Annotated in this window: 17 protein-coding genes; 6 read left to right on the forward strand and 11 right to left on the reverse strand. The window is 50.8% G+C overall.

Annotation, left to right across the window (positions count from 1 at the left end; translation table 11 throughout):
- Positions 1-31: 31 nt before the first annotated feature.
- From ACY1JZ_RS15880 to ACY1JZ_RS15890, 3 genes are all read right to left on the reverse strand, one after another.
- Positions 32-835, reverse strand: a complete 804-nt coding sequence (locus ACY1JZ_RS15880) for a CAP domain-containing protein (protein ID WP_462630057.1) — start codon at positions 833-835, stop codon at positions 32-34.
- Between the two features lie 103 nt (positions 836-938).
- The gene (locus tag ACY1JZ_RS15885; protein WP_462630058.1) at positions 939-3263 is read right to left on the reverse strand and encodes an ABC transporter permease; all 2325 of its coding nucleotides are present in this window, start codon (positions 3261-3263) and stop codon (positions 939-941) included.
- Positions 3264-3265: 2 nt separating this feature from the next.
- Complete coding sequence (locus tag ACY1JZ_RS15890) at positions 3266-3970, reverse strand: ABC transporter ATP-binding protein (RefSeq protein WP_270169907.1); 705 nt, start codon at positions 3968-3970, stop codon at positions 3266-3268.
- 188 nt (positions 3971-4158) lie between these two features.
- Here ACY1JZ_RS15890 and ACY1JZ_RS15895 point away from each other — a divergent pair, with 188 nt between their 5' ends.
- The 3 genes from ACY1JZ_RS15895 to ACY1JZ_RS15905 are packed head-to-tail and all read left to right on the forward strand — an operon-like array spanning position 4159 to position 6086.
- Positions 4159-4527: a GntR family transcriptional regulator gene (locus tag ACY1JZ_RS15895; RefSeq protein WP_462630060.1), complete on the forward strand. Its 369-nt coding sequence runs from the start codon at positions 4159-4161 to the stop codon at positions 4525-4527.
- A gap of 7 nt (positions 4528-4534) precedes the next feature.
- Positions 4535-5428, forward strand: coding sequence for an ATP-binding cassette domain-containing protein (locus ACY1JZ_RS15900; protein WP_462630062.1), 894 nt, complete (start codon positions 4535-4537; stop codon positions 5426-5428).
- Complete coding sequence (locus tag ACY1JZ_RS15905; protein WP_462630063.1) at positions 5406-6086, forward strand: hypothetical protein; 681 nt, start codon at positions 5406-5408, stop codon at positions 6084-6086. Before ACY1JZ_RS15900 ends, ACY1JZ_RS15905 begins: the two co-directional genes overlap by 23 nt.
- Positions 6087-6242: 156 nt before the next feature.
- Here the strand turns inward: ACY1JZ_RS15905 and ACY1JZ_RS15910 are convergent, their stop codons facing one another.
- The 7 genes from ACY1JZ_RS15910 to ACY1JZ_RS15940 form a co-directional block, all read right to left on the reverse strand.
- Positions 6243-8063: an ABC transporter ATP-binding protein gene (locus tag ACY1JZ_RS15910; RefSeq protein WP_462630064.1), complete on the reverse strand. Its 1821-nt coding sequence runs from the start codon at positions 8061-8063 to the stop codon at positions 6243-6245.
- The gene (locus tag ACY1JZ_RS15915) at positions 8053-9909 is read right to left on the reverse strand and encodes an ABC transporter ATP-binding protein (RefSeq protein ID WP_462630065.1); all 1857 of its coding nucleotides are present in this window, start codon (positions 9907-9909) and stop codon (positions 8053-8055) included. Before ACY1JZ_RS15915 ends, ACY1JZ_RS15910 begins: the two co-directional genes overlap by 11 nt.
- 183 nt (positions 9910-10092) lie before the next feature.
- Positions 10093-10566, reverse strand: a complete 474-nt coding sequence (locus ACY1JZ_RS15920; protein ID WP_270169895.1) for a DUF8821 family protein — start codon at positions 10564-10566, stop codon at positions 10093-10095.
- 71 nt (positions 10567-10637) lie between these two features.
- Positions 10638-11054, reverse strand: coding sequence for an SRPBCC family protein (locus tag ACY1JZ_RS15925; RefSeq protein ID WP_462630066.1), 417 nt, complete (start codon positions 11052-11054; stop codon positions 10638-10640).
- Entirely contained in the window at positions 11051-11380 is a 330-nt protein-coding gene (locus tag ACY1JZ_RS15930; RefSeq protein WP_270169891.1) for an ArsR/SmtB family transcription factor, read from the reverse strand. Before ACY1JZ_RS15930 ends, ACY1JZ_RS15925 begins: the two co-directional genes overlap by 4 nt.
- Before the next feature lie 227 nt (positions 11381-11607).
- On the reverse strand, positions 11608-12312 hold the full coding sequence (locus ACY1JZ_RS15935; RefSeq protein WP_462630067.1) for a DNA alkylation repair protein: 705 nt from the start codon (positions 12310-12312) through the stop codon (positions 11608-11610).
- Between the two features lie 221 nt (positions 12313-12533).
- Entirely contained in the window at positions 12534-13253 is a 720-nt protein-coding gene (locus tag ACY1JZ_RS15940; RefSeq protein WP_270169887.1) for an SDR family NAD(P)-dependent oxidoreductase, read from the reverse strand.
- Between the two features lie 290 nt (positions 13254-13543).
- On the opposite strand from ACY1JZ_RS15940, the gene ACY1JZ_RS15945 reads away from it, so the two are divergent.
- Entirely contained in the window at positions 13544-14035 is a 492-nt protein-coding gene (locus ACY1JZ_RS15945) for an RNA polymerase sigma factor (protein WP_462630069.1), read from the forward strand.
- Between the two features lie 142 nt (positions 14036-14177).
- On the opposite strand, the gene ACY1JZ_RS15950 is transcribed toward ACY1JZ_RS15945, so the two are convergent.
- Entirely contained in the window at positions 14178-15710 is a 1533-nt protein-coding gene (locus ACY1JZ_RS15950; RefSeq protein ID WP_462630070.1) for an ABC transporter ATP-binding protein, read from the reverse strand.
- 801 nt (positions 15711-16511) lie between these two features.
- Here ACY1JZ_RS15950 and ACY1JZ_RS15955 point away from each other — a divergent pair.
- Positions 16512-17045, forward strand: coding sequence for a MauE/DoxX family redox-associated membrane protein (locus ACY1JZ_RS15955; protein ID WP_462630072.1), 534 nt, complete (start codon positions 16512-16514; stop codon positions 17043-17045).
- Between the two features lie 15 nt (positions 17046-17060).
- On the forward strand, positions 17061-17636 hold the full coding sequence (locus tag ACY1JZ_RS15960; RefSeq protein WP_270169883.1) for a hypothetical protein: 576 nt from the start codon (positions 17061-17063) through the stop codon (positions 17634-17636).
- Positions 17637-17857 lie beyond the last annotated feature (221 nt).

The raw sequence follows: 17857 nt of genomic DNA on the forward strand, positions 1-17857 counted from the left end.
GCAGGCTGAGGCTGTTTTGGCTCACGCCCGATCAGCCGGTAAATTCCTGAACCCAACGGCTGTTATAATAAGCGATGCCAATCTGCGTGAAGCTGGTATGCAATATATTCGCCCGATGCCCCGGGCTGTTCATCCATTGGCGCATCACCTCATCAGGGCTGGCCTGCCCCTGTGCGATATTTTCTCCAGCATAGCTGTAGGAGATGCCATTGGCCTTCATCAGATCGAACGGCGAGCCATAGGTGGGAGACTGGTGGTCAAAATAGTTGTTGTTGGCCATATCCTGTGCCTTGATCATCGCCACCTTGGAGAGATCGCCGTTCATCCCAAGCGGCTGCAAGCCCGCAGCCTGGCGCTCCTTGTTCACCAGTTGGAGCACCTGCTCCGCGAAGGAGGAGGCATCCGCCGCGTTCTGATTACCAGCGCCCGCGCCGGTTCCTGTATCAGCAGTTCCCCTACCGGCAGTTCCCGTGCCATCGCTAATCCCTGTATTAGCCCCCGTCCCCGTATTCGTACCAGCACCTGTGCCGGTGCTCGTTCCCTCGTTCGGGCCTGTGCCTGGATTGTTGAACAACGTCCCCTGGCCGCCAAGCAGCTCCGATGGGTTGAGCAGGTCGCCTGGGAGCTGCTTCGCCTTCATGGAGGACTTGCTTCCTGTCGATGTCGAGATGGAAGAGGCTTGGGTTAACGTCGAGGTTGTCCTTTCATCGTGCTTGTGCGCGGAAGTCCCGGCATTGGATGATCTGGGAGATGCCTGTTCATTCATAGGCGATTTGCTGGCGCAGCCCGTAGCAACGAGCAGCATTACGGCGAAGACAACGATCCAAGTGCGCATACGATATCAATCCCCTCATTGTATACATGTTTTCCATGCTCACACAAAGGGTACCCCATGAGTCTTGCGCTTATTCATTTCCGTATCCGGCACCGCTGCCGCTTTACTCTACGCCTTTGAGCGCTTCAATCATATGAATCCGGGTGACTTTCCTTCTCAGTAGCAGGTTAGACAGCAGTGTCAGCGAGAGAGCCAGTACAACCGCGAACAGGACCGTGGACACATTCAATTGATCCGGGATTTGCTGATGGGTGCTGGACAGCGCTTGAACGACCTTCTTATACATATAGTGGCTAATCGGCCAGGCAATGATGATGGAGAATACGGTCAGAACACTATTTTCCACAAAAATGAGACGGTTGATTTGATTTTTCTGATAGCCTAGCACCTTGAGGGTGGCCAGCTCTCGATTCCTCTCATAGATATTGATGGAGGAGATCGTATAGATGGCACCGAAGGAGAGAATAACCGCACAGATGATAAACATAATAAATACAAAGTTATTTTGCTTCATAATATACTGGGCGGTTTGCCTCAGATTCGTCTTGTCTGTCATATCCTCAACCTGAGCCTCTTGCTCGAAGAAGCTGCGAATACTGGCCAGCTCGCTCACGCTATCCGCTTCAACCACGATCGAGGCAGGACGGTACGTCAGTCCGAAGCTCTCCAGATAGTCGGGCGTAATGTAAAACGATGGATTCGAATATTGTGTCGTAATGCTTATCACCTTCATATCTACAACTTGATTATTCAGCTCCGGGGCTGCAAAGGCAATTCGAATCTGATCCCCTGCGGAGATCTTATATTGGTCGGCATAGGATTTGGGTACGAGTACACCATGATCCTCCAGCGTAATCCGGTTGTCATGTTCATCATAAAAGTGGATCAAGTCGTTCTCTTTACTCGTGACGACCAGCTCCGCCTGCTCCGTCTGCTGGCCACTTCGAAGTTCAACCGGCATGGTGGACAGATCGTAGTGACGGGCAATCCCCTCTGGCAGTGTCGCCGTATCCAAGACCGCCCCCGCTGTGTAATCGACTCTCAGATCATAGCTGTATACCTCTTCAATCTGGCTCGCTACTCTCTGCAATGCCGTCTGCGTGCCAAGAGCCGTAATCAACAGCACGGTGCTCACGACGATGCCTGCCGCGCTAGCCAGCGCCCGTTGCTTGTTCAGAAATATATTTCTCCCTATCAGCTTGCTGCTGTACGGGAGGCGGCTCCATAGACCCGGAATTTTCTCCAGAAGAATCTGTCTCATCCTTCTGGGAGGCTTGGGGCGCATCGCCTGGGCCGCACGTTCCTTCAGGATCGCTCTGCCGCTCAGGTAACTGGCCAGCATGCCAAATGCGCTGGAGATCAGGAGTGGAGGAAGGAGCGTATACATAGAGAGCGGAAATTGAATGCCCGGCAGCGAGTAGGATCGTGCGTTGGACGTCTCGATGATGGGAACGAATACCCAAGCCGCAACGGCAAAGCCTACTATGGAGCCGATGATCCCGACCAGTACAGGGTAGCCCATATAATGAAGCATGATGCTGCCGTTTCGAACCCCCAATGCCTTCATGATGCCCACCTGGCTTCGCTCGGAATCGATAATCCTCGACATCGCCAGAAATAATATCATCGCCTCGATCATGAAGAGCACCAACGGGACGACGGTACTCATCAAGCGGTTATTGTACAATGTGGCCTGTAGCTGGGAATAGCTGAAGGTGCGTTCCTTGCTGACTTGACCGATATACGCAAGGGACTGGGACTTGGCCTCAATCGCTTGCCCTAATTGGTGAAGCTCAGCAGAGTCGCGAGCATCAATCATCACCTCATTATAATACAAGCTGCCGGCAACCTCCGGGATCGCTGCTTCGCTCACATATCCGATGCCATAGGCAAGATGATCCTGGGTAGCATTCTTTTTGGCATGCTCCACATTCTCACCAACGCCGCTAAGGATGAACTTCATTTCTCCCGCTTGCGTGTGCAGGCTGACCTCATCGCCAACCGTATAGTGATGCGCCTGTGCATAGCGAGCATCCAGGAAAATCTCGTTCTTGCCCGAAGGGAGACGCCCCTCAAGGACAGCCGATGTATTGATTTCATTGGGTACCGGGATGGAGTGAATCTTTAATGTAGACTTATTATCTGCAGCATAATGCTTGGCATCAAAGGTGTAGCGCCCTTCCAGTGTATGAATGCCGTCCACTTCCCTTAGAATCGCTAGCTCCTCCGCAGTAATCCGGCTGTAATAGACATTTAGATCGCTTAGATTATGCTTCTCATAGTAAGCCTTCGAATAAGCGCCCAGATTATCGCTTAGCGTGACCAAGCCTGTGTAGAAGAAGGCCCCTGCCGCGACAACCAACACAAAAGTCAGACACTGACCCGCAGATTGCTTGACATCCCTTATCAGTTTTAGCCATAGGTTCATCCTCACCACTCGATCCCTTCCACACTTTGCTTGTCCATATTGATCGTCACACTTTCGATTTTTCCGCTTTTCACTTGAATCACTTTGTCCGCCATCGGCGCAATGGCCGTATTATGGGTGACCAGCACGACACATTTGTTCATATCCCTGTTCACATCCTGAAGGAGCTTCAAGACCGACTTTCCTGTCACATAATCGAGAGCGCCCGTCGGCTCGTCGCAGAGCAGCAGCAGCGGATTTTTGGCAACTGCTCGGGCAATCGCCACCCGTTGCTGCTCGCCTCCAGAGAGCTGGGAGGGAAAGTTGCCCACTCGATGAGTCAATCCCACTTGATCCAGCACCTGTCTTGGTTCCAGATGGTTGGCACATACTTCGGTGGCGAATTCAACATTCTCCAGTGCAGTCAGATTCGGTATCAAGTTATAAAATTGAAAGACAAAGCCGATATGCTCCGCGCGATATTGAGTGAGCTTTCTGTCATTCAGCCGTGTAATATCCTGATCTCCCACCCGAACCTGGCCTGAGGTTGCGGTATCCATGCCGCCGAGTATATTCAATATCGTGCTTTTCCCCGCACCGCTTGCGCCTAGTATAACAACGAATTCCCCTTCTGATATGGAGAAATCGACGCCATCCAGCGCCTTGATGTGTACCTCTCCGATGCTGTATTCCTTTGTTACTTGTGTAAATTCAATGAACGTATTCACGAGCAGCCTCTCCTTCGACAAGTCAATTCATGTCTAGTATGTTAGTATATCACTCATGTAGCATACTATAATACGCATCGTCTTCCCCTGTCAATGATGGATCACATGTTCGTGATATTGACAAGGGATGACTCATCCATTATGGTATGCTAGAAGGGCAACATACTAAACGGATGAATGGTGAAACAATGAACGTCACTTTCGACGATAAGCAACCGATCTTTCAGCAGGTCGCTGACCTAATTGAGGATGATATTCTAAAGGGCACCTTCCGCGTGGATGAGCAGATTCTCTCTGTGGCGCAGTTCTCTCAACTGTTCCAGATTAATCCGGCCACCGTCGTGAAGGGCATTGCTCTGCTCGTTAATGAGGGCATCCTGTACAAAAAACGAGGACTGGGCATGTTTGTTGCAACGGATGCGAAGCTGAAAATACAGGACAAGCGGAAGGAACGTTTCCATAAGGAGCTGTTATCCAATCTGCTCAATGAAGCAGACAAGCTTGGGCTGCGGACTGAAGAAATTATCGACATGATCAGACAGTGGAGAGGGGAATGAATGAACCGTGGGCACCGCCTTAACATGCAGCGATTTGAACAAGAAATTTGGCCCTGAATTCGCTGTGCGGAATCTGAATTTGCAACTGGAGGAGAACGTCATCCATGGATTGCTGGGGCAAAATGGAGCTGGCAAGACGACATTGCTGAACATGATCGCGGGCGGAATCTTCCCCACTGGCGGCACCATCAAGGTTAAAGGAAATACGCTTCGCCCCGGGCAGCCCCCAGATGACTTCTGCTATGTCCGCGAGACGAGTGCTCTGTTCGGAGGCGCGCGGATCAGCGATACGCTACGGTATGCTGCAAGCTTTCATCCTGGATGGGACTGGACATTCGCGGGTGAGCTGATGGAACGATTCCGGCTCGATCCGGACAAGAAGATCAGGCAGCTCTCACGCGGTACAGCATCACTCGTAGGCAATCTCATCGGGTTGGCAAGCCGCGCCTCGCTCACGCTGTTCGATGAGCCGGTGCTTGGACTCGATGTCCTGATGCGGGAGCGGTTCTACAGAGCGCTGATGGAGGACTATGCCCATCATCCCCGCACCATATTACTATCTACGCATTTAGTAGATGAGATTGCACCCGTGGCCGAACGAATCTGCATTATCGAGGCCGGTTCGATCCTGCTTCATGAGGAGATGGATCACATACGCAAGGCTGCGCTTCGAATTAGGGGCCATGCGGAGGCGGTATCGCTGTTCACAGCCAATAAGCGCGTTCTATACCAGGAAGCCTATGGACATGGCATCATTGCTGCACTATATGACACACTGGAGGAACGGGATGTACAACAGGCACGTGAGCTGGACATCGCCATTGAACAGCTATCGCTTCAGAAGTTCTTCCTGTATCTGATCGAAGGAGGTTCCACTCGTGGGTCTGGCCGTTCACTTTAAAGCAACCTATCAGCAGTCGAGAATATATGTGTGGGGTGTCATCCTGATGATCCTGCTTGGGAGGCTTGCTGATCTGATCGTCACCCTCAGTCTAGGCAATGATCACAGCACTCGCCTGTCAGACGGTAATCTATTGATTCTGATCTTAATCTTCATGTCCATCCTCCTGCCGCTCGTGTACTACAAGCGGATTATCCATCTTGGCGCCAGCCGCGAGCACTATTACATGGGGCTTCAATTCGTGTATGCCGCCTGGGCCGCAGTCATCGCGCTCATCAATTCGTTATGGTTCGTATTGGAAGTAAAGGTGCTCCGGCAGTACACGGCTACGATTGATCTTGTTGAGGCCTTTCAGTGGGATCAATTCGGTCTGGTGGGCTCGTTTCTGTACCAGCTTGCCTTCTACATGATGGCCATGGCGTTCATCAGCCTGCTGGTCTCCGGTTATTCGTCTCCTGTCGGCTGGCTCCTATGGGCGCTTGTTATTGCAGCGATTCCGGTCGGAACGGCAATTCCTTCATTGCGAGCTCATGTCGTCGATTTCTTCGAGACACTGCTATTCAATGACTCGCTGGTGGTCGGAGTTGGCTTTAATCTGCTGCTATATGCCGCATTCGTAGCAGGCGGCTGGCTGTTCACCAGAAGAAGAACGCATTAAAGTAAAACACAATAAGTAAGCGGCACAGCAAAAGAACCTTCCCCCAACACTTGCGCAAAGCAAATGGCGGTATGGAAGGTTCTTCGCTTGCTTGTCTGATCATGCGCGGCTAATCATGGACTGTCGCCGCTTCCTGTTGCGCCTTACGATTGCACCTTACTCTGCGCCTACCACCATGCGGTAGCGGGAGGCTTGCAGGTTGAACATGCGGGCATATTGCCCATCCAGCTTCATCAGCTCGTCATGGGAGCCCTGCTCAATGATTTTGCCGTGCTCCATCATATAGATGCGATCCACCATCTTCGTCGTAGACAAGCGATGGGAGATGAAGATAATCGGCCGCTCCTCGGCCTGCTCCAGCATCACCTGATTGAGATGGTATTCGCTCATCGGATCGAGCGCGCTGGACGGCTCGTCCAGAATCATGAGCAGCGTCGGCTTCGCGAACACGCGGGAGATCGCCACCTTCTGCCCCTCGCCTCCTGACAGCTCGATGCCCGCATCGTCGAATTCCTTCGTAATCGGAGTGTCCAGCCCTAGCGGCAGACCATGGAGCCGATCGCCGAAGCCGCTGCGCTCCAGTGCCTCCCGGATGACGAGCGGGTCACTGGAGCCTGCGGGACGCATGCTGACGTTCTCACCGAGCAGAGCGGCGAACAGTTGATGATCCTGGAAGACGGAGCTGATCTTCATCCGGTAATCATCCAGCTTATACTGATCGATGTTCGTCCCATTGAGACGAATCTCCCCCTGGCTGACGTCATAGAGCCGCATAATCAGCTTGGTGAGTGTCGTCTTGCCCGCGCCATTATAGCCGACAATCGCGATCTTCTCTCCCGGCTTCAAGCTGAGATCGACCTGATCGAGTATGCTGCTGCTGTCTGGCTGATAGCGGAATGACACCTGTCGCAGCTCCAGCCCGCCGAAGCGATCAGGCACCTGCGCAGGCGTATTGCTCTCCCGAATCATGTTGTCCTGATCCAGAAATCGCCGCAGCTTGCCGATATACAGGCTGTTCTCCTGCATCTCGCTGATCAGCCTGGTCATATATTGCATATTCCCTTTGAGCCGCCAGGAGGAATTCAGCAGCGTCACTGCGCTGCCATAGCTGAGCGTTCCCTTGACCAGCGTCATAAACACGATATAGATCACGTACAGCCCGCCCAAGATCAGCTCATTGAATAAGAAATCCGAGGTGAAATGAAGCCAGAACTGCTTCCCTGAATATTTGCGAACGGTGCCGCGCATGGTCTGATTCGTCTCCGAGAAGTCGCGAAAAAACCGGCTCTTAATGTTGTACAACCGCATCTCCTTCGCATAATCCGCCAGATAGAACAGCCGCTTCAGATAGATTCGCTTGCGATCCTGCTCGTTGAGCTCCATGTTCATCTTGTACCTTAGCTTGTTGGTCAGCAGATTGATCAGCAGCGAGGCGACAAAGGAGACCAGCACGAACACCAGCCCCAGCTTGTCCACGAACAGGAAGAAGCTAACAGAGGCAATAATGATCGTGGCCGATCGGCACAGCTTACGGATGTTCTCGATCGTGGCATTGATCCGGTTATGCGCGTCATTCGCACTCCACACATATTCATTGTAGTAGGCGGGATTGTCATAATTCGCCAGATCGGTGCGGACAGCCTTCTCATATAGCTCCATCCGAATCTGCTTGTAGAGCAGCTCCTTCCCCTTGGGCTCCACACTCTGGAAGTAGATGCTGTCGAGTACGAAGCAGACCGCAATGAAAGCTACCAGCAATCCAATGTACAGCGCCACCGTCGAGAAGGAGGTGCCATACTGTACACTGTCAAATACAAATTTGATCAAAATGACATGCTCAAGGAAAATCTCGATCTCCTGCAAGCACGCATACAAGCAGGTAAATATAATGTAGGCTCGCGAATAGCGCAGCCCATACTTGAGTATAAACCAATTATTCCTGATCACCTCGGAAAAGCCGTGCTTCTCAGCCTTCATGTCGATTCACCACCCTCGCCAGCTCTTCCTGCTCCATATATTTCTCTGCCTGCTTCATGAACAGCTCGGCATACTTGCCCTGTCGCTGCATCAGCTCGCTATGCGTGCCCGTCTCCACGACCGTGCCTTCCTCCAGGAAATAGATGCGGTCTGCCAGCATCGCAGACGACAGCCGATGGGAAATAATAACCACGGCCTTATCCTCACAGGCCTCCATCATATTCTCAAATATCTCGTATTCCGCAATCGGGTCAAGGGCGCTCGTCGGCTCATCCAGAATGAGCAACTGGGCTGGCTGGGCAAAGATGCGGGCGATTGCGATCTTCTGGTATTCTCCTCCAGACAGCACCACGCCCTTCTCATCAAACTCCATCGTCAGCATCGTATCGATGCCATCCGGCAGAGAAGCCACCTTGTCGTACACCCGGCTCTTGGTGAGCGCCTCAATGACGAGCTGGCGGTCGGCCTCTCCCTCCACCTCGCGCATCAGCACATTCTCAGCGATGGTCATCGAGAACATCCTGAAGTCCTGGAATACGGTGCCGAATTGCGAACGATAGGCTCGCACATCGAAGTCCTGGATGTTCTGCCCGTTCCACTCGATGGCTCCCTCCACCGGATCATACAGACGCATCATGAGCTTGATCAGCGTCGACTTGCCTGCGCCGTTATGCCCGACAAGAGCAATCTTCTCCTGTCTGGCCACCTCAAGCGTAATGCTTCGCAGGGAAGGAGTCTTCGCACCATCGTATGTGAATCCTACCTCCCGGAACGTCAGCTCTCGCAGCGGAGGCGGCTCGCTGCGCCTCTCCTCCGCATGCTCGGGTATCTCTGATTCATAGCGTAGAAAGGCTCGCAGATTCTCGATGTACATGCCATTTTTGTTCAGCTCGACAATACTGTCGGACATGCGGATGAGCGACCACGCCCCGCTGACCATAGCGGTGCCGAGGACGATGAAGGAGCTGATCGAGATCGACTGCTTGACCATCGCCAGATATGCGCCATACAACAGCACGCCTTGAAATATCAGGGTAAAGGTGAGAAAAATTTTGAAGAACGAGATAATACCTGCCTTGACGCGATACTTGTGAACAAGCGCAATCACGCCGTCATATCCTTCCTTATACGTATTGACCAGCACGGCGAAGATCTGGGACAGGCGAATTTCCTTGGCATAGTGAGACAAATAGATGACTCGATTGACGTAGTTCATCTTGCGCTGGTAGGGGACACCCTCCTCATATTGCTGGAACTGAATGGCATTGAGCTTCTTGCCAAACACAAAATTGCCAACGATCGGGAGCAAGGCAAACAGCACGACCCAAGGATCGATGGAATACATGACCGCGAAGATGCTGATCGTCGCCAGGACAGAGAATACCAGGCCGGACAAGCTGTCCAGCACCGCCGTGACCCGCTGGTCGGCCTCCTGAATTGCCTTCGTATACTTGTTGTAGAACTGGTGATCCTCGAAGCAGCGCAGCTCGACCGTGGCCGCCTTGCGAAATAGCACCAGATAAAGCTGTTCATACAGATACAGATTGCTGGACGGCAAGAAGCGCTGCATATACCAGTTGTCCAGCAAGCTGAGTACGAGCAGCAGAGCCAGCGTACCTGCAATAAAATAGACGATATGCTCAAAGTCTCTGCCAGTGGTCATCGCTTCGATGATGTACTTCATAAAAAAAACAGCGAAAAAAACGTTTACAAATTGTCGGCCGGCCTGCACGGCAAAATCCGCAATGACCCGTTGCCGCTGCATATCCCATACTAACCGAAATACGAACAGGTTGTTCGCCAGATTGGATCTGGCGCGGAGCAGCATGTCACCGATCTTCCCCAAGATGATCCCCTTCCTTCTCTCTGATCTAGTGCTGCGAGGAGACATATTAGAAGAATCTACTATATTATGGAATGAAAAACAACCTTATATTTTATAGATATTTCCTTAAAAATATTATTTTTCAATAAAAAAGCGCAGGCTTCTTCGGGTATCATCCCGAATGCCTGCGCCTTTTGCGAGCGATCAATTCGATCCATATTCCCCTTTGATGACGAAAAACGAACCGCGAATGGTGCCAGCCAGCTTGGACTTTTGCCTCGCAAACTTGAACTTGCCCTCCAGCTCCTGAGGCACCTCCATTCCCTCGGACAGCTTGAAGCCGACCGCACGTTTCTTCGGATCATCCACGGTGTACAGTACGTTCACCTCCAGGCCATCTTCATAAAATACGAACGCCCACTGAATGTTTTCCACCTGAAAACGCGAGGTCTCCAGCGGCCTGCTCGCAAACTCAATCTGCCGCTCCTCCTTCAAAATCCGGTGCACATAGTCCAGTGTTTCTTGGCTCTCACTAGCCGGGACAACTGCGAATTCATGCTTGTATTTGTTCATGAAGTATCGGGCTTCATTCGCACGCAAGCCCGCCAGCGCCTCAGCTACAGGCGAGGTATCGACTCCAGCAGTCGATACCTGTTTGAAGTCTACGATGTTGGCCATGTTCATCTCTCCTTATCTGTCTTCTTAGCTGTGATGAATCAACCGGGGCCTTGCTTGCTCAGAGCGACAGCTCATTGCAGCACGGTGTCCAGCATAGCGCACCATTTTCCCCATCCGTACTTGGCGCCGCCTAGTGCTTGCTCATTCGAGATGCCGCTTTGCTCGAGATGAAGGTTGACCCGTCCGTCGCCCAGATCGCTCAGCGTCCAGGTAATCAGATGCTTCTCCCCGCTCTCCCACGTATAAGACAGCTTGCTTGGTGCATCGACGACGAGCACCTCTCCTTCGATGATCCCACTCCAATATTCGGTCGGCTGCGTTCGGAACTGAAAATGATGTCCCACCACAGGTTTAAAGTTATTGTCCATCCCTTCGCCGGTATGGATATTGGCCACCCACTTGCTCAGCTTGCCGGCGTCCGTTAAGGCCGACCACAGCTTGTCGATTGAGGTGGTGAACTGAAAGTCCATCGTCAGGGTCAAGCTCACTCTTCTTCCTCCTCTAACAGTTGGTTTAAGCGCAGCATATTCGCACGCCAGAACTTACTATAGAATGCTGCCCAATCTTGAACCTCTCTAAGCGGTTCGGCATTCAGACGGTATCTTGTCTCTCTGCCGACCTTGCGATCATGAACCAGTCTGGCCTCCTTGAGCACAGCCAGATGCTTGGATACAGCAGTACGTCCCATCGGGAACTGCTCCGTTAGCGCATGGAGCGGCAGCTCCCCTGCTTCAGCCAGCAAATGAATAAGCTGGCGCCTGCTTGGATCGGCTATGGCGTCAAACACATCTCGCATTGGAAGATTGGTATTCATGCCTCCTCCTGCCTGACATCTTGTCGCTTGCTTTCGCATTATTATTGTAATAGGACACCATATAGTGTCTCATCTGATTATAGGACACCGTATGGTGTCCTGTCAATATACTCAAACCATTGCATACGAGTCGTAGGTAGTTCGATCGAACGCTGTCCTGCAGCAATGCACCGCGCACTGGGAGCAGCGCGCGGTGCGAAAGCATCTGTGCTGATAGCAACAACCGGCTAACATCTTACATATTTGCGTTTGAAGCCTAGCTGTCCTCTGTCCAGCGCCTTGTTAATATTGTGGGCGGCATTCAACTGCTTGCTCTTGGTCTTGTCCTTCACCTCAACAGGACCAATTGCTCTTGCGGTCTCCACGGCCTTGTCATGCAAGGGCACGTAGGATATGGCCACGGTATAGACGAAGTTGTTCATGGCATAGCGGGTACGTTCAGGAGCATCATGAATCGCCGCTTGCACCTTATCCAGCATGGTGCTCAGCTTGTCCTCGGAAAACTCCCTATCCGGCCGGCTGCCGAGCAGCCAGCAATAACAGCTCCAGCCCGCCGACATGCGCAAGTCCTCGCCGCTTGCAATCCACTTGTCGGCTACCTCCTGGGCAATCTCGGTCTCAGCTAGCGTGACAGCGACGATATAATCCGAGATCATATAGAAGTACGCGCCCTCGATCCACCGGTCGAAGTCGGCCGCTGTCATCGCTTTCGGATCGGCAATCACACCCGCGAAGTACATCGCGTCATAATTGCCCGTCGCATATAGCTGCTCAGCCAGCGGCTGGTTCCTCTTAATCATCCGGGCTAGCGGCTTCATCGCTCCTGTCGCGACACCGAACAGCGGCTCATGTGCTCCATTGGATAGATACTGCTTCTTCGTCCGTTCCTTACCTAACGTCTCAAGCTCCTGCATCACTTCATCCACATTCATCGGCATCCATGCTCCTTCATCATTCGTTCAAGGCTGTGCTCCATCCCCCGCACATCCCCTTGGTCATCCTTGCCAGCGAACATAAATTAGGATGCCCCGATTCGATGAATAGGGTCTCTCCCGTCGAAAAATTCAGACGATCCCATCGATGCCCTTATCTGCAAGGAATTCGCCTAGCCTGTACGCTTGCTTAGCCCCCTCGTCCGTTCATGGCGCGTTTCTTACGCATTCAAGTCGGTTATGGCCGGGATATGAATCTCCTTCACGCAGGAAACCTTGGATAGACTCACGATGCAGCGCACGACCGAGACGATGTCCTGGACAGGAATTCTGGTGCCGTTATATTCTTCAATCGCTCTCTCCGCACCCTCCTCATAAGGAACTTCTGCCGCCAGCTCCCCCGGATTTACGCAAGTGACGGCGATGCCATCCTTGCGAACGTGCTCACGCAGGGCGTGAGCAATGCCGCGCAGGCCGAACTTGGAGGCGACAAAGGTCACCTGGGCATTATTCGTATGCTCCAGCCCGGCTGTCGAGCCGATCAGAATGATTTTGCCTGCTTCCGACCGTCTCAACTGGGGCAGTACCGCCTGGATACAAGTGATCGTAGAGGTCATATTGACATGGATCATGTTGGCGATGTCGCTGGGCTCATCCTTGTCGAAGGTATAGTGCTCCTCGAACCCTTCACGTTCCCAGATACCGACGTTATAGATAAGTACATCGATCTTCTCCGCCTGGATGCTCCCCGCTATGACTTGAGCAGCAGTTGGTTGCGACAGATCGGCAGCGATCCATGTGCGCGTAACACCATCCTGCAGCTCCAGACTGGCCGGCTTGCTCCTGGAGACGATCCACACCCGATCGCCCTGCTCAGGCAATCCCTTTACAAAGGCATCTCCTAACCCTTTGCTAGCGCCAAAGATAAGATAGTTTCTCAATCGATGTCCCTCTCCCTTACTCAACTTTTTATACTATTTATTATCAATTGTACTCTATATAGGCAGAGAGTCCAAGGGAGCGGTCACGAAGAGGTATATGAATTTGTTTTAGTTGTAATATTTTATTATTTTTAACATTTCATTACAAAAAATGTGCTATACTAAAATAGCAAATCAAAAGTGGACTGGAGGGAAATTATTTAAGGCAAATGACCGTAACGAACAGATTAATGTTAATTTTCGATCCGTCGTTCAAAGCGCTCGATGCTGCTGTCCAGAAAGAGGTATATTTGGCATTTAATCAACTCGTGTACAAGCTGATTTTTTCCTATGTGAAGAATCATTATTCCGCTCAAGACATCGTTCAGGAGGTATTTATCAAGGCGTTTACTTCGCCCCCACATCAATTGGACAGAAGCAAAATCTGTATCTGGCTTAGGACTCTTGCAAAGAACGGGGCGATTAATCATCTGCGCAAGCATAAGCGTATGATTCCGTCCACCTTTGAGAACGAGATATTGCTACATCAGCAAGGCCTGTTTCACGAGACGCTAGAGCAATCCTTTGAGAGGGAACAATATTATGCGGCATTGCTCAGCAGCATTGCTAAGCTGCCACAGAGGCTCAAGCAGATTCTGTATCTGTATTGCTTCGAGAATCTATCCTATCGGCATATTTCCGAGAAGCTTCACATTTCAGAAGGAAGCGTCCGCCAATGCCTGTACCGCGCGCGCAAGATACTCAAGGACGATATGATGTTGAGAAATGAAAAGATCCTATGAGCTGTACTCCAGAAGAAGGTACGTCGGGCCTGCACGCTCATCACCGACATACCTTCTTCTTTCCTCGCAAGCCGCTTGATCTGCCTGCTATCGTTCACCCGTCCTCCTCCACAGCCATCTTCTTGCCTTCTCACACTCATCATCAACCTGATTGGGCGACCGCCGTCTTCTTCTGATAGCTGCTGAGCTGGCTAAGGAACATGCTCGCATAATACCCGTTACTGGCTATCAGCTCCTCGTGTGCGCCTTGCTCCACGATCTCCCCGTCGCGCATCACCAGGATCAGATCCGCATTCACACAACTGCTCAATCGATGGGAGATCATGATCGCTATTTTCCCCTCGGAGAGACTAGCCAGAGATTGATACAACGCCAGCTCCGCGAACGGGTCCAAGGAGGCTGCCGGCTCGTCGAAGACGAGAAGATTGGCCTTGGAGAAGAAGGAGCGGCTGATTGCGATCTTCTGCCATTGCCCCCCCGACAGATCGACTGCGCCGCCAAATGTATTGCCCACATCCGTCTCGTATTGATGCTCCAGCTTCGCAATAAATTCATGCGCGCCGCTTCTCTCTGCTGCTGCTCGAATTCCCTCCTCATCATCCAGACGCTCAATATCGCCGATACCAATATTTTCTTTTACCGAAAAATCGTATTTGGAATAGTCTTGAAATACAGCGCCGACATGCTGGAAGACAAGCTTGGCACTCATATGCTTCAGATCGGTATGCTCGTAATAAATATGGCCTGTATAGTTGCGATAGAGGCCAAGGAGACATTTGATCAAGGTGCTCTTCCCTGCCCCGTTATCCCCCACAATCGCCACTCTCTGGCCTGGCTTAATATGGAACGACACGTTCTTCAGCCTCAATCGGTTGTCGATGTCGTAGGCAAACGATACATTTTCAACCCTAATTCCATGTTCATTCAGTGCAGGGAACTCTGTCGCAGGCCTGTCGGTCTCTGCCTGCTCTTCCTCCACTTGTATGTTAAGAAATGCAAACATATCGGATAGAAACTTGACATTCTCGAACATTCCTGCAACCGACATCGAAACAGCCGTTGCTACCCCTTGAATCGTGACAAAGGCCTGTGAGACTGCCATATAATCTCCAATGCTGTATCCATTTCTGGAGCCTGACCATATAAAGAGTCCTAAGGTTGCCGTCATCACAACGATGTTGAATAAATCATTGGCGCTTTGAATGCCAATACTTTTTCGATCGAACGCTAATTGAAAGCCCATTTGCTTGTTGTACTCCTTGGTCCATTTGCCAAGTACAAAATGTTGCAGTTGAAAGACTCGAACCTCCTTCGCCGTCTCTCTTCCGCGCAATAAATTAAGAAAATACGAGATGCGTCTGGAAATCGGTATCATCTTGATCAGCAGACTGCGCCTCATATTACCTATATGGTGATTAATGAAAAAAGGAGGAATCGAGATGGCGATGACAATGATCGCCATGATCGGACTGAAATTGAGCAGTACGCCAATGACAGAAATCATCGTGATGATACTTTGGAATATTTGTAAGGGACCATTAAGAAGCTCAATCACCCGTTGGCTTTGACCGGATGAAGCTCTTTGCAGCATGTCATAGAAGCTTCCCGAGTCAAAGTATCGCAACGAAATATTGGCTGCTTTGGCCGCTATTTGTTCATCGATAGTAAACCCCATCTTAAACTGCATCTTATTATTGTTATATCGGTCAAGAAATTGAACGGATTGTACGACGAACAGGAGCAGGGACTGCAATCCTAGATACAAGAGAGCTTGATTGACACTATTCTGTTGTGCGAAAACATCGCTGACGCTATCAACCATATATTTCGTCAAGACGAGTTGTATGCCAGGGACAATGCCCTGGAAGAGGCGGATTAACATCATTATAGTCACTTCTATTGGACTAACTCTCCAACAGAGCCTCATTAATCGATACAGGTTAACACCAATAAATTGCAACCGCTGGACCTTTTCCATGATTCAGTCTCCTAAGCATTGAAGAACATGGGAAGAAGCTGATAAACGCATCGTTTATCAGCTCCTAAAGCTGATGTTCTCGCAATTGGTTTTAGATGATCGAATGAATCGTTATATAGAAATGCTGTGAACTAAATTAGCAAGATCCTGTGTAACAAACGGTGGTAGGACCGCTAAAGGCAAAGCGGTTCCGACCTGCTACAACCAAGTATCCATTGCTACTGTCTGGGTTACTACATCCACAACAAGTGTATTGGGCATAATCGCAATATCTGTAGCTCGGATCGCTGGAATCTCTCTCACAGTTCGTATAGTACGTGCATGTTCTTCTATCTGCCATTGTATAATATTCCTCCTTTTATTGATTGCGAGAACTTTTGCTTCAGCTCTATTCTCTAAACACCTGAAAATACAAATCATCACAAATAAAATATTTTTTAATTTTTGTGATATTTCCCAGATAAATGTGTTGTATTAGATAAGAGAATTAAAGAAGGCATGAAGCAAACGGAGGGAATAGTAGTGGACATCTTCTATTTTATTCGCATTTTTCTGGGGACCATGATGATAGCAACAGCCGTGCTCAAGCTTCTATCGTTCAACTCGTTCCAATTAACGGTCAGGCAACTGAATCTGGTCGTGATGAATGCGGCATTTACGGTGTCGGGTGTCATTGCCATCGAGATGCTATCCGGCATTCTTATGTTTTTTGATGCAACATACCTTGGAGGCTCCTTGCTCATCGTGCTGCTGTCGCTCTGTTTTATCGGGGTGGCGATGCGCTCCAAGAAGTTGCCGGGAACAATCACCTGCAACTGCTTTGGCAGCTTAATCCCGGAAAACCTGGGGAATCACACGATCCATCGCGCACTTGTCCTCATTGCCCTGACAGTGCTCGTCGTTATCATGGGATCAGGCTACAGCGCCGACAATCAGGTATCTGTCTACCCGATCGCGCTTAGCGTCCTTCAAAGCCTAGCTATTATTGCTCTCTACGGGAATATAAGAGTCTTGTTTTCTAAGCCGGAATAAACGGAGGATGCCACGATGATCAATTATGCCCAATTGTCCACACTTCTGGAATGGTTTTTCATTATCGTACTATTAGTTAATTCCCTATACTTGTATCGTAAGCTGCAGGAGCGCAGCTCTCAATCCGCACCTCAACAGGAACCACAGCGAAAAAATTCACTTCCTCTTAACCTTGTTTTCCCTGTGGATCATCTGGTCGATATCGCCGACCAACCGATTCGGCTCTATCCTGTCCAGGCTCAGGGTACCATTCTTATGCTTAGTGTGTATGGCTGCAGCAGTTGTGCCGAGCTATATCCCAATATGAATGAGATTGCCGAGACCTTTCAGGATTATCAGGTGGCTGCCATTATGATTGGAACGGAGCATGAAATCGATCAGATCCGCGATGAGCATGAGCTGCGCATTCCGATTCACCGGATCGAGATGCATCAGATGAGTAATTTCGCGACCTACTCCTTCCCCTTTTGCTATGTGCTGTCCGATGAAGGCATGATTCTGAATAAAGGGCATGTACAAACCGTGGAGGCTGTAGCCGAGCTGCTACCCGGTCATGACCATGGCGGGTCAAGTCACGTGAAGGTCAGTTAGAGCGTCTCTTCATACCCGATCATCGGCATCATTCATCGCCTGTCCACACCTATACTGCATGAACAAGTCGTTCGTTCGCCTGAGCTGTAGATACGCTCACGCACGAAAGGTTCTTCCCGCTGCCTGCACCAAGATGTCTGGATGCAGGCGGGAAGAACCTTTCGCATGTTCATTGCTCCCGCCGCGGCAACGGGCACGCCCATCATATTACCGCGGCAAGT

The organism is Paenibacillus sp. J5, from assembly GCF_054955055.1.

What these genes read in the sequence shown, in the direction of transcription:
- ACY1JZ_RS15910 (WP_462630064.1), bottom strand. Translation starts at nt 8,063, where the DNA reads ATGAAGGCTGAGAAGCACGGCTTTTCCGAGGTGATCAGGAATAATTGG.
- ACY1JZ_RS15955 (WP_462630072.1), top strand. Translation starts at nt 16,512, where the DNA reads ATGAAGCAAACGGAGGGAATAGTAGTGGACATCTTCTATTTTATTCGC.
- ACY1JZ_RS15950 (WP_462630070.1), bottom strand. Translation starts at nt 15,710, where the DNA reads ATGGGGTTTACTATCGATGAACAAATAGCGGCCAAAGCAGCCAATATT.
- ACY1JZ_RS15960 (WP_270169883.1), top strand. Translation starts at nt 17,061, where the DNA reads ATGATCAATTATGCCCAATTGTCCACACTTCTGGAATGGTTTTTCATT.
- ACY1JZ_RS15930 (WP_270169891.1), bottom strand. Translation starts at nt 11,380, where the DNA reads ATGAATACCAATCTTCCAATGCGAGATGTGTTTGACGCCATAGCCGAT.
- ACY1JZ_RS15895 (WP_462630060.1), top strand. Translation starts at nt 4,159, where the DNA reads ATGAACGTCACTTTCGACGATAAGCAACCGATCTTTCAGCAGGTCGCT.
- ACY1JZ_RS15935 (WP_462630067.1), bottom strand. Translation starts at nt 12,312, where the DNA reads ATGAATGTGGATGAAGTGATGCAGGAGCTTGAGACGTTAGGTAAGGAA.
- ACY1JZ_RS15885 (WP_462630058.1), bottom strand. Translation starts at nt 3,263, where the DNA reads ATGAACCTATGGCTAAAACTGATAAGGGATGTCAAGCAATCTGCGGGT.
- ACY1JZ_RS15920 (WP_270169895.1), bottom strand. Translation starts at nt 10,566, where the DNA reads ATGGCCAACATCGTAGACTTCAAACAGGTATCGACTGCTGGAGTCGAT.
- ACY1JZ_RS15880 (WP_462630057.1), bottom strand. Translation starts at nt 835, where the DNA reads ATGCGCACTTGGATCGTTGTCTTCGCCGTAATGCTGCTCGTTGCTACG.